This window comes from Isoptericola sp. NPDC019693, from assembly GCF_044389085.1.
Taxonomy (GTDB): Bacteria; Actinomycetota; Actinomycetes; order Actinomycetales; family Cellulomonadaceae; genus Isoptericola.
The window spans coordinates 103,660-116,116 of sequence record NZ_JBIRXP010000006.1; the positions used below are offsets into that span (position 1 = coordinate 103,660).

The window sequence follows — 12,457 nt, forward strand, 5'->3', positions numbered from 1 at the left end:
CCGCAGATGCCTATCGCAACCCCCGAGGTCTACGCCGAGATGATCGACCGGGCGAAGGCCGGCAAGTTCGCCTACCCCGCAGTGAACATCACCTCGTCGCAGACCGTGACCGCCGCGCTCCAGGGCTTCGCCGAGGCCGAGTCGGACGGCATCATCCAGGTCTCCGTGGGCGGCGCCGAGTACGCCTCGGGCTCCACCGTGAAGGACCGCGTCGTGGGCTCGCTCGCCCTCGCGGCCTACGCCACCGAGGTCGCCAAGAACTACTCGGTGAACATCGCGATCCACACCGACCACTGCGTCAAGAAGAACCTCGACTCCTGGGTCCGCCCGCTGCTCGCCCTCGAGGCGGAGCAGGTGAAGGCCGGCAAGAACCCGACCTTCCAGTCGCACATGTTCGACGGCTCGGACATCCCCCTGGACGAGAACCTCGTCATCGCCGCCGAGCTGCTCGAGCTCTCGCAGGCCGCGCGCACCATCCTCGAGATCGAGGTCGGCGTCGTGGGTGGCGAGGAGGACGGCCACGAGGCCGAGATCAACGAGAAGCTGTACACGACGGCCGAGGACGGCCTCGCCACCGTGCGCGCCCTCGGCGCCGGCGAGAAGGGCCGCTACCTGACGGCCCTCACCTTCGGCAACGTGCACGGCGTGTACAAGCCGGGTGCCGTGAAGCTGCGCCCGTCGATCCTCGCGGACATCCAGAAGGCCGTCGGCTCGGAGATCGGCAAGGAGAACCCGTTCGACCTCGTGTTCCACGGTGGTTCGGGCTCCACGGCCGAGGAGATCTCCGAGGCGGTCGACAACGGTGTCATCAAGATGAACATCGACACCGACACGCAGTACGCGTTCTCGCGCCCCGTCGCGGACCACTTCTTCCGCAACTACGACGGCGTCCTCAAGATCGACGGCGAGGTCGGCAACAAGAAGGCCTACGACCCGCGCGCCTGGGGCAAGCAGGCCGAGGCCGGCATGGCCGCCCGCATCGTCGAGGCCGCGCAGCAGCTGCGCTCCGCCGGCCACAAGATGTGACCCTCGCGCCGAGGTAGTTCAGAGGGCGGTCCGCACGTGGTGCGGGCCGCCCTCTGAACTACCTCGACGAGATTCGAGCTACCTCGGCGCCGGGGTCTCCAGGTCGAAGCCCGGGTCGACGTCGACGATCTCCAGCAGCTCGCCGATGCGCGTGACCTCGAGGAGGAACCGGACGGTCGGCGGTGCGCGCAGCACCCGGACGCGGTGCGGGCTGCGCGACGCGAGCCGGGCGAGGAACGCCACGCCCGAGGAGTCCATGAACGTGACGTGATGGGCGTCGATCTCGACGGGGAGGCCGGAGCCCTCGGCGTCGGAGATGGCCTCGCCCAGCTCTGCTCCGATGTCGGCGTCGATCTCGCCGGACAGCACGACACGGGCGCGCGACGCACCCACGATGACGTGCACGCTCGCGGGGTCTCCCAGCTCAGGCACCGCGTCTGCCTCCTTCACGACCGCACGCCGCAGATCACGGGGGGTCGTGTTCGATCCGTCGTGCACGGTGCTCCTTCCACGCGCGGGGCGTTCACCTCGAGTCTCGGCGGACACCAATCTACGGTTGAATGACCAGCAAGAACACCAACCAGGGCGGGGAATCTCGGCAGTGGAGGCATTATGACCGAATCATCCGGTCCTGTGCCGCCCCTTCCGGACGGATTCCTCGACGCGGCCATCGCCGCGGCGGTCATCCCCGCCTTCGTCACGGGCGCCTGGGAGGACGGGATGCCCGTCCTGTGGGTCAACGACGCCTTCGGGCGCGAGTCCGGGATCGGCGTCAACGACCTCGCCGTCCTGGGCAGGCACCCGCTCCTGGAGCTCGTGGGCGACGACGCGGAGCGTGAGCGCAGCCAGGGCGACCTCCGCTCCGGGCGTCCCACCACGCGGATGGTGAGCGGGCGGCTGATCGACGGCCGGGCCACGTGGTGGCAGGTCACGATGACACCGGTGCCGGGGCCGGCGAGCCCCGCGGAGCACTGGTTCGGCACGGCGACGGACGTGTCGACGCACGTCGAGCGGCAGGCCAACCAGCTCGCGTCCCTCGAGGTGGAGCGCCGGGAGCGGGCCGACCTCGACCTCATCGCGCAGACCACGGAGCTGCTCGGCGACCTCGAGTACCCGTACGCGCTGCGCGACATCGCCGACCTGCTGCGCGCGCTCGTGCCGTGGGCGGGCTTCTACGTCAACGACGACGGGCTCGTCTTCACCGACGGCGTCGACGTCGCGTCGCCGCCCAGCGGCCGTGGCCGCCGGCACGCGCGGTACGTGCCCGAGCTCCCCGACGACGTCCCCGGGGAGCCGCCGGACCCGCCCGCCGACGCCCGGGCCTCCCGCGAGCCGGTCCGTGACGAGGTGCAGGACCTGCTGGAGGGTGTCGTCGAGGGCCCCGTGATGCTGCGGCTCGACGCGGGCTTCCCGGCGCACTCCGCGTCCGGGTGGCTGCGCCGCGACCTGCTGCGCCGCGTGGTGGAGGAGACCGGGGCGCTGCCGCGCGCCGTCGTCGTGCACGCCGTGGCGGGACGACGCCGCGTGCTGGGGCTGCTCGCGACCTGGCACGGCGTCGGCGTCGCCGCCGACGGCACCGTCACCGAGGAGGCCTGGCCCGGCCCGAGCGAGCCGCAGCACGTGCACACCGTGATCGAGGTGGTGGCGCGGCGGGCCGGCACCGCCATCGACAACGCGCGCCTGTACGCGCGCGAGCACCGGCTCGCGGAGGCGTTGCAGCGCGCCATGCTCCCCGAGCAGGCCGACGTCTCCGGGCTGGACGTGTGGACCTACTACGCCCCCAACGCCGAGCACGCCCAGGTGGGCGGCGACTGGTACGACGTGCTGCAGATCAACGAGGGCACCGTCGGGCTGGTGGTCGGCGACGTCGTGGGGCACGACGTCGAGGCGGCCGCCGCCATGGGGCAGCTCCGGTCGGTGGTGCGGTCGTACGCGTTCGAGCTCGCCACCCCGGGCATCGTGGTGGACCGGGTGGACCAGCTCGTCACCGGGATGCGGATCCCGCGGTCCGCGTCCATGGTCTACGCCACGCTGCGGAACCAGCAGGACGGCGACGCCTGGACCGTGCAGTACACCCGTGCCGGCCACCTGCCGCCGCTGCTGCTGCGCGACGGCACCGTCACGCAGCTCGCGGGCGGGGCCGGCTCCCTCGTCGGGTTCGGGTCGAAGCCGCGCACCACCGGCCAGGCGGAGCTGCGACGCGGGGACGTGCTGCTCTTCTACACGGACGGCCTCATCGAGCGCCGCGACCGGTCGCTCAAGGTCGGCCTGGACGCGCTCATCGAGACGTCGGCGCGCATCACCGCCCGCGACGCCGCCGGGGTGGGGGAGGAGCTGCTGTCGCGGCTCGCCGACGCCCCCGAGGACGACGTCGCGCTCGTCGTCGTCCGCGTGCCCGACCCGGTCGCCGACGCCCAGATCCAGCCGCTCAGCCCGCGGTCGCGGCGGTGGCTGCTGCCGAGCGAGCCGGCCTCCATCGGGCGGGCCCGGCACGCCGTGCTGCGCACCTGCCAGGCCTGGGGGCTGCCGGAGTCCGCGTCGGCGGAGCTGGTGGTCTCCGAGCTGGTCGCCAACGGCGTCCTGCACGGCTGGGGCAACATCGCGCTGCGCCTGTTCGACACCGGCGACGGGCTGCGCATCGAGGTCGAGGACTCCAACCCTGCCCCGCCCGTCACCACCGACGGCCACCCCAACCGCGTCGGCGGGTTCGGGATGCAGATCGTCGAGCGGCTCGCGGACTGGGGCTGGCGGCCTGCCGGGTCCGGCAAGCTCGTGTGGGCCAAGCTGCACGCGAACGCCGTCGCCCCCGGCTGACCTGCCGGAAGGCAGGTTCGCGTCAGTCGCGCAGCGCGCGGACCTCCTCGGCCGACGTGCCGGAGTCGCGCAGGAACTGCGCGCAGCGCTCCGCCTCGTCCGTCTCGCCGATCTGCGCGGCCGCCTCGGAGAGCGCCGCGAGGGCGCGCAGGAAGCCCTGGTTGGGCACGTGGTCGGCAGGGATCGGCCCCTGCCCGCGCCACCCGGCGCGGCGCAGCGCGTCGAGCCCGCGGTGGTACCCGGTGCGCGCGTACGCGTACGCCGTCACGGACCGGGCGGGGGTGGGCTCGGTGCCGGCGGCGTCGAGCGTCGACTCGGCCAGCACGGCCCAGGCGAGGGTGGCGGCGGGGTGGTCGGCGGCGAGCCGCGCCGGGTCCTCGCCGGTGTCCAGGCCCTCGCGCACCTGGGGGTGGTCGTCGGGCAGGAGCGTCGGGGGCGGGCCGGCGAGCAGGTCACGCGGGGAGGACGTCATGGACCCATTCTGGCCCGCCGTTCCCGGCGCCGTCCTGGTTCGACGCCTCGAGCACCGTGCACCGCCGGTCGCGGGTACGCTCGCTCCATGATCGAGATCGCGACGTCTTCGACGACGACGACGCTCGTGATCGCCGGTGACCTCGACCTCGCGGAGCGGGACCAGTTCCCGGAGATCGCCACCCGGGTGGTCGGGCTGCGGCGGCAGCTGCTGGTGATCGACATGTGCCGCGTCACGTTCATGGACTCGACCGGCGCCGCGTTCCTCATCTCCCTCGCCGACGCCGGCCGCAAGCGCGGCGGAGCCACGGTGCTGCGCGGCGCGGACGAGCGCGACCTGTTCGTGCTCGAGGTGTGCGGGGCCCTCGACCTGTTCCGCATCGACCGCGACCACCGGTGCGAGTCCGCGCCCGCCCCGTCGACGTCCGCGACGCACCACCCCGCGGGCTGAGCGCGCGCCGGACCGGCAGGTAGGTCACGGGCGGGTAAACTCGGGCGCGGCCCGGCCCAGGAGGCCCGCCTCCTGAGGTGACGTGGGTGAACACGCCGGGCCTCGTCGACGCGAGGAGATTTCATGCCAGCCGTGGTGCTCGTCGGTGCCCAGTGGGGCGATGAGGGCAAGGGAAAGGCCACGGACCTGCTCGGGTCACGGGTCGACTACGTCGTGAAGTTCAACGGCGGGAACAACGCGGGTCACACCGTCGTCATCGGCGACGAGAAGTACGCGCTGCACCTGCTGCCCTCCGGCATCCTGTCGCCGGGCGTCGTGCCCGTCATCGGCAACGGCGTGGTCGTGGACATCGACGTGCTGTTCGAGGAGCTCGACGACCTCATCGTGCGCGGCGTGGACGTCTCCCGCCTGCTGGTCTCGAGCCAGGCGCACGTCATCGCCGGCTACCACCGCACGCTCGACAAGGTCACGGAGCGGTTCCTCGGCAAGCGCCGCATCGGCACCACGGGTCGTGGCATCGGCCCGGCGTACGCCGACAAGATCAACCGCGTCGGCATCCGCATCGCGGACCTGTTCGACCCGAAGATCCTGCGGGAGAAGGTCGAGGGCTCCCTCGACCAGAAGAACCACCTGCTCGTGAAGGTCTACAACCGCCGCGCCGTCGACATCGACGCGACGGTCGACGAGCTGCTGGCGCACGCCGAGCGCCTGCGCCCGATGGTCGCGAACACGCCGCTCGTGCTCAACCAGGCGCTCGACGACGGCAAGAACGTCCTGTTCGAGGCCGGCCAGGCCACGATGCTCGACATCGACCACGGCACGTACCCGTTCGTCACCTCGTCGAGCGCCACGGCCGGCGGCGCGGTGACCGGCTCGGGCATCGGGCCCACCCGCGTGGACTCCGTCATCGGCGTCATCAAGGCCTACACGACGCGCGTCGGCGAGGGCCCGTTCCCCACCGAGCTGTTCGACGACATGGGCGAGTACCTGCTCAAGACCGGCGGCGAGTACGGCGTCACGACCGGCCGTGCGCGCCGCTGCGGCTGGTACGACTCCGTCATCGCCCGGTACGCGTCGCGCATCAACGGCCTCACGGACCTCGTGGTGACCAAGCTGGACGTGCTCACGGGCCTGGAGAAGGTGCCGGTCTGCGTGGCCTACGACGTGGACGGCACCCGCTACGACGAGATGCCCGACGACCAGTCGGCGTTCCACCATGCGAAGCCGATCTACGAGGAGATGCCGGGCTGGTGGGAGGACATCTCCGGTGCCCGCACCATCGAGGACCTGCCCGCGAACGCGCAGGCCTACCTCGCGCGGCTGGAGGAGCTGTCCGGCTGCCGCATCTCCGCGGTGGGCGTCGGCCCGCGCCGCGACGAGATCATCCCGGTGCACGACCTGATCCACGCGCGCTGACGTGGCGGCTCCCGCGCAGGTGACCCCGGAGGTCCGCGCCGCGCTCGCCCCGCAGGGGGTGCTGCGCGCGGTGGTGAACCTCGGCAACCCGGTGCTGGCGCAGGGCACGCCGGACGCCCCGTCGGGCGTCACCGTGGACCTCGCGCGGGAGCTGGCGCGGCGGCTGGGCGTGCCCGCCCGCCTGGAGTGCGTCGACGCGGCGCGGCACTCGTTCGCGGCCGTCGCGGAGGGCCGGGCCGACGTCGGCTTCCTCGCCGTCGAGCCCGAGCGCGCCGAGCAGGTGGCGTTCACCGCGCCGTACGTGCTCATCGAGGGCGTGTACGCGGTGCCGGAGGGCTCTCCCGTCCGCACCGCCGACGACGTCGACCGGCCGGGCGTGCGCGTCGGGGTGAAGCAGGGGTCGGCCTACGACCTGTTCCTCTCGCGCACGCTCGCCCGCGCCGAGGTGGTGCGCGGCGCCGACGGCACCGTCGCCTTCGAGGAGCACGGGCTGGAGGTGGCGGCGGGCATCCGCCAGCCGCTCACGCGGTACGTCGCCGAGCACCCGGGGCTGCGCGTCGTCGAGCCGCGGTTCACCGAGATCCGGCAGGCCGTCGCCACGGGACGCGACCGCGACCCGGCCGCCGTGGCGTGGCTGCGCGACGCCGTCGCCGAGCTCACCGCCGACGGCTTCGTCGCGGCCGCCCTGGCACGCTCCGGCCAGGACGCGACCGTGCCCTCGGGAACGACGGACTGACCCTGGCAGTCCCACCTGGCGCGACGACGTCCGGGACGGACGCCGGGGCGGTCCCGCCGCCGGGATCGTTAGCATGGTCGCCCGTGAAGATCCTTGTCGTCGGGACCGGTGCCCGTGAGCACGCCATCGTCCACGCCCTCGCGTCGGAGGAGCCGGCGCACGAGCTGCACGCCGCGCCCGGCAACCCGGGCATGGCCGCGCAGGCCGCGCTGCACCCCGTGGACGCGAACGACGGCCGCGCCGTCGCCGCCCTCGCCCGGTCGCTGGGCGTCGACCTCGTCGTCGTCGGGCCCGAGGCGCCGCTCGTGGCCGGGGTCGCCGACGCGGTCCGCGAGGCCGGGGTCCCCGTCTTCGGGCCGTCGGCAGAGGCCGCCCGGCTCGAGGGGTCGAAGGCGTTCGCGAAGGACGTCATGGCCGCCGCGGCCGTCCCGACGGCGATGGCCCACGTGTGCACCACCGTCGAGCAGGTCGCCGACGCGCTGGACGCGTTCGGCGCCCCGTACGTCGTCAAGGACGACGGGCTCGCCGCCGGCAAGGGCGTCGTCGTGACGTCCGACCGTGACGCCGCCCTCGCGCACGCCCGCGAGGCGCTCGAGGCGCGCGGGGTCGACGGCACGGTCGTGGTCGAGGAGTACCTCGACGGCCCGGAGGTCTCGCTGTTCTGCCTGTGCGACGGCGCCACGGTGGTGCCGATGGTGCCGGCGCAGGACTTCAAGCGGGTGGGCGACGACGACGCCGGCCCCAACACGGGCGGCATGGGCGCCTACACGCCGCTCGACTGGGCGCCGTCGGGCCTCGTGGCCGAGGTGGTCGACCGGATCGCGCAGCCCACCGTGGACGAGATGGCCCGCCGCGGCACCCCGTTCTCCGGCGTCCTCTACGTCGGTCTGGCGCTGACCTCGCGCGGCACGCGCGTCGTGGAGTTCAACGCCCGCTTCGGCGACCCGGAGATCCAGGCCGTGCTCGCGCGCCTGCGCACCCCGCTGTCCGGCGTCCTGCTCGCCGCCGCCACCGGGCGCCTCGACGGCATCGAGCCGCTGCGCTGGTCGGACGACGCCGTGGTGAACGTCGTCGTCGCCTCCCAGGGCTACCCCGAGTCGCCGCGCAAGGGTGACCCGATCACCGGGATCGACGACGCCGAGGCGCTGCACGGCGTGCACGTGCTGCACGCCGGCACCGCCGTCACGGGCGGCGCGCTGGTGTCCGCCGGCGGGCGCGTGCTGTCCGTCGTCGGCCGGGGCACGGACCTCGCGGCCGCCCGCGCGGCGTCCTACGCCGGGGTCGAGAAGATCGCGCTGGACGGCTCGCACCACCGCAGCGACATCGCGCTCAAGGCCGAGCGGGGCGAGGTCGCCGTCCCCTGACGCTGCTCTGTTCGGCAGTGACTGGATCTCTTCGGCACGGATCGGTGCCGAAGAGATCCACGTCCTGCCGAACTGATCGAGCGGTGCGGCGGGGTCGCGGACGAAGACGCCCCGTCGCGCCGCCGGATGCGAGACTGGGCGCCGTGACCGAGACGCGCGACGCCGACCAGCCCGACGCCTTCGCCGGGGGACCGCTCGACCTGCCGGGGTGGCGGCACGTCTACTCCGGCAAGGTCCGCGACCTGTACGAGCCGGACCTGCCGGCCCTGGGCGGCGTGCACCCGCTGGGCGACGTCGTCCTCGTCGTGGCGTCGGACCGGGTGTCCGCCTACGACCACACCCTCTCCCCGGGGATCCCCGACAAGGGCGTGGTGCTCACGCAGCTCAGCCTGTGGTGGTTCGACCAGCTCGCGGACCTCGTCCCGAACCACGTCGTGTCCACCGAGGCGAGCGCCGCGCCGGCCGACGGGCTGGTGCCCGACGTCGTCGCCGGTCGCGCGATGATCTGCCGGCGCCTGGAGATGTTCCCCGTCGAGTGCGTGGCCCGCGGCTACCTCACGGGTTCGGGCCTGGCCGAGTACCGCGCGTCGGGCGAGGTCACGGGCATCCCGCTGCCCGCCGGCCTCGTCGACGGGTCGCGCCTGCCGCAGCCGATCTTCACGCCGGCGACCAAGGCCGAGGTGGGCGAGCACGACGAGAACGTGCCGTTCGAGGAGGTGGCGCGCCGGGTCGGCGACGACGCCGCCACGCGCCTGCGGGACCTCACGCTCGCCGTCTACGCCCGCGCCGAGGGGATCGCGCGCGAGCGCGGCGTGATCCTCGCGGACACCAAGCTCGAGTTCGGCGTCGACCCCGCCACCGGCGAGACGGTGCTGGGCGACGAGGTGCTCACCCCCGACTCGTCGCGGTTCTGGCCGGCGGACCAGTGGGAACCGGGACGTGCCCAGCCGAGCTTCGACAAGCAGTTCGTGCGCGACTGGCTGACGTCCGACGCGTCCGGCTGGGACCGTGCGTCCGACGCACCGCCGCCCGCGCTGCCGGACGACGTCGTCGAGCGCACCCGCGACCGCTACCTCGAGGCGTACCAGCGCCTCACGGGGGCGCCGCTGCGCTGAACGGGCACGAGACCCCGCCCGGCGCAGCGGCGCGGCCTCACATCCGCGAGGCCGTGACGCTGCCCGTGAGCGGCGTGCCGTCCCCGTTCTCGACGATGCAGACCAGCTCGCGGTCGCCGAGCGCCCAGGTCGTCTCGTCCGGAGCGACGTAGTACATCGACAGGCTCGAGGACTCGTAGTCGGACCCGACGTACACGACGAAGGTCCGCGGGCACAGCTCGGTGAAGCTGCGCTCGATCGCGTCGGCGCCGGGGAAACCGTCGTCGCCCTCGAGGTCGTGGGTCCCGATCACCTCGGAGGAGTGCGGGCCCTCGCAGTCGGCGGGGGTGACGTCGGCCAGGTCGACCGAGCCGTCGGGGACGTCGAAGCACTCGCCCGGGCCGTAGCCGAGGCTCAGCTCCTCCTGGATACCGTCCTGGTAGCCCTCGGCGAACGCGTCCTGGAAGTCGTCGTCGGTCGCGACGAAGACGACGAGCGCGAAGAACAGCGCCCAGGCGATCGTGCTCAGGGCGCCCAGCACGATCCCCGCGATCGCCAGGCCGCGGCCCGACCTCGCGGGGTCCTTGGTGCGCACCACGCCGGCGATGCCGAGCCCGAGCGGGATCAGCGCCATGCCGAGGATGCCGGTGACGAGCGCCGCGACGGACACGCCGTCGGTCCTGCGGGGCGGGGCGTACCCGTACGGGGCGTGGGCGTCGTACGGCGTCCCCGGGGCGGGGGTGCCGTACGGGGTGCCGGGCACCGGCGGCGCGGGCTGCCCGTACGGCGCGTGCGGGGCGTACGGCTCCTGCGGGCCGCCGGCGTCGGGCGTGGTGTACGGGTCGGGCGTGCCGCCGGAGGGCGGAGGCGTGGGTGCGGACATGCTTCCTCGGGGTCGGTGCGGTGGTGGATGACGCGGCGTCGGCGGCGCCGTCGTCCGGCTGCGCTCCGCGGCGTCAGAAGGCTAGCGCGCGAGCGGTAGACTCGTCGCGGAATCCCGCCGTCGTGCTCCCGCCCTCACGCGCGCGCCCCCGCGGTGCTGCCCGTGCGGGGACCTGAGGAGCGGCGGCCGCTGGACCACCCGGCCAGCTACCGGTCACGATCCAAGGAGCACCCGTGGGACGCGTCGTCGTCGAGGTCATGCCCAAGCCCGAGATCCTGGACCCCCAGGGCAAGGCCGTCGTCGGGGCGCTGCCCCGCCTCGGCTTCACCCAGTTCAGCGGGGTGCGCCAGGGCAAGCGGTTCGAGCTCGAGGTGGACGGCGACGTCACGCCCGAGGTGCTCGCCGCCGCGCAGCAGGCGGCCGAGACGCTGCTGTCGAACCCGGTCATCGAGGACGTCGTGCGCGTCGCCGACGCGGCGACCGACGCCGCCGGGACGATCACCGCCGAGGGCGTGGCCTGATGACCGCCGGGACCCTCGCGTCGGCGCGGATCGGCGTCGTCACCTTCCCGGGCACGCTCGACGACCGCGACGCCTCGCGCGCCGTGCGGCTCGCCGGCGGCGAGCCCGTGTCGCTGTGGCACGGCGACGGCGACCTGCAGGGCGTCGACGCCGTCGTCCTGCCTGGCGGCTTCTCCTACGGCGACTACCTGCGTGCCGGCGCGATCTCGCGCTTCGCGCCCGCGATGGACGCCGTCGTGGACGCCGCGAAGGGCGGCATGCCGGTGCTCGGCATCTGCAACGGCTTCCAGGTGCTCACCGAGGCGCACCTGCTGCCCGGCTCGATGGTGAAGAACGACCACCTGCACTTCGTGTGCCGCGAGCAGGTGCTGTCCGTCGAGAACACGTCGACGGCGTGGACCAACCAGTACCGGCCCGGCCAGCACATCACCATCCCGCTGAAGAACCAGGACGGCCAGTTCGTGGCCGACGACCGCACCCTCGACGAGCTCGAGGGCGAGGGCCGCGTGGTGTTCCGCTACCAGGGGTGGAACCCGAACGGCTCGCGTCGTGACATCGCCGGGATCACCAACGCGCGCGGCAACGTCGTCGGCCTCATGCCGCACCCGGAGCACGCCGTCGAGGCCGGGTTCGGCCCGGACGGCGAGGCCGGCCCGCGCTCCGGCACGGACGGGCTCGGCTTCTTCACGTCGGTGCTGGCGTCGCTCGTCTCGGCATGACCGCGATCGCCACCCCGCCGTCGACCACCGGGCCGGACGGCCTCACGGTCGACGCCGTGGCGTGGGACGACCCCGCGGCCGCGGCCCTGCGCTCCGCGCAGGAGGCGGAGATGGCCGTGCGGTACGGCGGGGACGACGAGGCGCCGGCCATCGACCCGCGGACGATCGTCGTCACGCTCGTGGCGCGGCTGGACGGCCGTCCCGTCGGCACCGCCGCGGTGCGCGACGTCTCCGGCACGGACGACCGCCGGGGGCGCGGCACCACCCACCCCGCGGCGACCGGCGAGGTCAAGCGCCTGTACGTGGACGGCGACGTCCGCGGCCGCGGCGTCGCGCGGCGCCTGATGTCGGAGCTGGAGCGCGCCGCCCGGCAGGTCGGCTTCCGCCGCTTCGTGCTCGAGACCGGCACCGCACAGCCCGAGGCGATCGCACTGTACGAGGCCCTCGGTTACGAGCCGATCGAGTCGTTCGGCGACCACGCTCACTTCGAGCAGCAGCGCTGCTACGGCAAGCGCCTCTGACCCTCAGCCCGCGTTCGCGGACCAGGCGGGGAGCTGCTGCAGGGTCCAGGAGTTGCCGTCCGGGTCGGCGAACGTGACGAAGCGTCCCCACGGCTGGTCGTCCACGCCCTGCGCCTCGACCCCGGCGGCGCGCAGGTGGGCCAGCGCCTCGTCGGCGTCGGGCACCACCACCTGGATCGCGTCCAGCTGACCCGGTTGCAGCGTGCCGCCCAGGCCTGTCCCGAACGCGATGGAGCAGGCCGAGCCCGGCGGCGTCATCTGCACGAACCGCAGGTCGTCGTTCACCTGCTGGTCGTGGTCCGGGTGGAAGCCCACGCGCTCGTAGAACTCCTTCGCCCGGTCCACGTCGCTCACGGGCACGTGGATGAGCTCGATCTTCCAGTCCATGTCTGCTCCTCGGGTGGACCTGCCTGAATGGTCGTGCGTGGTCGTGCGTGGTCG

At 73.6% G+C, this 12,457-nt stretch carries 14 protein-coding genes; 10 read left to right on the top strand and 4 right to left on the bottom strand.

The annotated features are described in order from the left end of the window. Positions 1-6 precede the first annotated feature (6 nt). Positions 7-1,026, top strand: a complete 1,020-nt coding sequence (gene fbaA / locus ACH436_RS17325; RefSeq protein WP_430561440.1) for a class II fructose-bisphosphate aldolase — start codon at positions 7-9, stop codon at positions 1,024-1,026. Between the two features lie 78 nt (positions 1,027-1,104). Here fbaA and ACH436_RS17330 read toward each other — a convergent pair whose 3' ends face one another. Beyond that, positions 1,105-1,458 carry an STAS domain-containing protein gene (locus ACH436_RS17330; RefSeq protein WP_245807192.1) on the bottom strand — a complete coding sequence of 118 codons (354 nt, stop codon included), beginning with the start codon at positions 1,456-1,458 and terminating at the stop codon, positions 1,105-1,107. Between the two features lie 201 nt (positions 1,459-1,659). On the opposite strand from ACH436_RS17330, the gene ACH436_RS17335 reads away from it, so the two are divergent. Next, a complete protein-coding gene (locus ACH436_RS17335) occupies positions 1,660-3,840 on the top strand; it encodes a SpoIIE family protein phosphatase (protein ID WP_430561441.1) in 2,181 nt (726 codons plus the stop codon). Between the two features lie 22 nt (positions 3,841-3,862). On the opposite strand, the gene ACH436_RS17340 is transcribed toward ACH436_RS17335, so the two are convergent. After that, positions 3,863-4,312 (bottom strand): DUF3151 domain-containing protein, encoded by a 450-nt coding sequence (locus tag ACH436_RS17340; RefSeq protein ID WP_430561442.1) that lies wholly within the window; start codon positions 4,310-4,312, stop codon positions 3,863-3,865. Between the two features lie 87 nt (positions 4,313-4,399). Here ACH436_RS17340 and ACH436_RS17345 point away from each other — a divergent pair, with 87 nt between their 5' ends. From ACH436_RS17345 to ACH436_RS17365, 5 genes are all read left to right on the top strand, one after another. Beyond that, the gene (locus tag ACH436_RS17345; protein WP_430561443.1) at positions 4,400-4,762 is read left to right on the top strand and encodes an STAS domain-containing protein; all 363 of its coding nucleotides are present in this window, start codon (positions 4,400-4,402) and stop codon (positions 4,760-4,762) included. Positions 4,763-4,885: 123 nt separating this feature from the next. Further along, positions 4,886-6,178, top strand: a complete 1,293-nt coding sequence (locus ACH436_RS17350; protein WP_430561444.1) for an adenylosuccinate synthase — start codon at positions 4,886-4,888, stop codon at positions 6,176-6,178. Between the two features lies 1 nt (position 6,179). Then, positions 6,180-6,914: a transporter substrate-binding domain-containing protein gene (locus ACH436_RS17355; protein ID WP_430561445.1), complete on the top strand. Its 735-nt coding sequence runs from the start codon at positions 6,180-6,182 to the stop codon at positions 6,912-6,914. An 83-nt stretch (positions 6,915-6,997) separates the two neighbouring features. Beyond that, a complete protein-coding gene (gene purD / locus ACH436_RS17360) occupies positions 6,998-8,278 on the top strand; it encodes a phosphoribosylamine--glycine ligase (RefSeq protein WP_430561446.1) in 1,281 nt (426 codons plus the stop codon). 143 nt (positions 8,279-8,421) lie between these two features. Beyond that, positions 8,422-9,393, top strand: a complete 972-nt coding sequence (locus ACH436_RS17365; protein WP_430561447.1) for a phosphoribosylaminoimidazolesuccinocarboxamide synthase — start codon at positions 8,422-8,424, stop codon at positions 9,391-9,393. 37 nt (positions 9,394-9,430) lie between these two features. On the opposite strand, the gene ACH436_RS17370 is transcribed toward ACH436_RS17365, so the two are convergent. Next, positions 9,431-10,255, bottom strand: coding sequence for a septum formation family protein (locus ACH436_RS17370; RefSeq protein WP_430561448.1), 825 nt, complete (start codon positions 10,253-10,255; stop codon positions 9,431-9,433). A 233-nt stretch (positions 10,256-10,488) separates the two neighbouring features. Here ACH436_RS17370 and purS point away from each other — a divergent pair, with 233 nt between their 5' ends. The 3 genes from purS to ACH436_RS17385 are packed head-to-tail and all read left to right on the top strand — an operon-like array spanning position 10,489 to position 12,016. Continuing rightward, the gene (gene purS / locus ACH436_RS17375) at positions 10,489-10,776 is read left to right on the top strand and encodes a phosphoribosylformylglycinamidine synthase subunit PurS (RefSeq protein WP_079575850.1); all 288 of its coding nucleotides are present in this window, start codon (positions 10,489-10,491) and stop codon (positions 10,774-10,776) included. Then, positions 10,776-11,495, top strand: a complete 720-nt coding sequence (gene purQ, locus ACH436_RS17380) for a phosphoribosylformylglycinamidine synthase subunit PurQ (protein WP_430561449.1) — start codon at positions 10,776-10,778, stop codon at positions 11,493-11,495. The genes purS and purQ overlap by 1 nt, the downstream gene beginning before the upstream one ends. Beyond that, a complete protein-coding gene (locus ACH436_RS17385; RefSeq protein ID WP_430561450.1) occupies positions 11,492-12,016 on the top strand; it encodes a GNAT family N-acetyltransferase in 525 nt (174 codons plus the stop codon). The genes purQ and ACH436_RS17385 overlap by 4 nt, the downstream gene beginning before the upstream one ends. Positions 12,017-12,019: 3 nt before the next feature. Here ACH436_RS17385 and ACH436_RS17390 read toward each other — a convergent pair whose 3' ends face one another. Beyond that, positions 12,020-12,403, bottom strand: a complete 384-nt coding sequence (locus ACH436_RS17390; RefSeq protein WP_430561451.1) for a VOC family protein — start codon at positions 12,401-12,403, stop codon at positions 12,020-12,022. Positions 12,404-12,457 lie beyond the last annotated feature (54 nt).

Coding starts and splice junctions, on each gene's coding strand:
- ACH436_RS17390 (WP_430561451.1), bottom strand. CDS start 12,403: ATGGACTGGAAGATCGAGCTCATCCACGTGCCCGTGAGCGACGTGGAC.
- purQ (WP_430561449.1), top strand. CDS start 10,776: ATGACCGCCGGGACCCTCGCGTCGGCGCGGATCGGCGTCGTCACCTTC.
- ACH436_RS17370 (WP_430561448.1), bottom strand. CDS start 10,255: ATGTCCGCACCCACGCCTCCGCCCTCCGGCGGCACGCCCGACCCGTAC.
- ACH436_RS17385 (WP_430561450.1), top strand. CDS start 11,492: ATGACCGCGATCGCCACCCCGCCGTCGACCACCGGGCCGGACGGCCTC.
- ACH436_RS17340 (WP_430561442.1), bottom strand. CDS start 4,312: ATGACGTCCTCCCCGCGTGACCTGCTCGCCGGCCCGCCCCCGACGCTC.
- ACH436_RS17345 (WP_430561443.1), top strand. CDS start 4,400: ATGATCGAGATCGCGACGTCTTCGACGACGACGACGCTCGTGATCGCC.
- fbaA (WP_430561440.1), top strand. CDS start 7: ATGCCTATCGCAACCCCCGAGGTCTACGCCGAGATGATCGACCGGGCG.
- ACH436_RS17350 (WP_430561444.1), top strand. CDS start 4,886: ATGCCAGCCGTGGTGCTCGTCGGTGCCCAGTGGGGCGATGAGGGCAAG.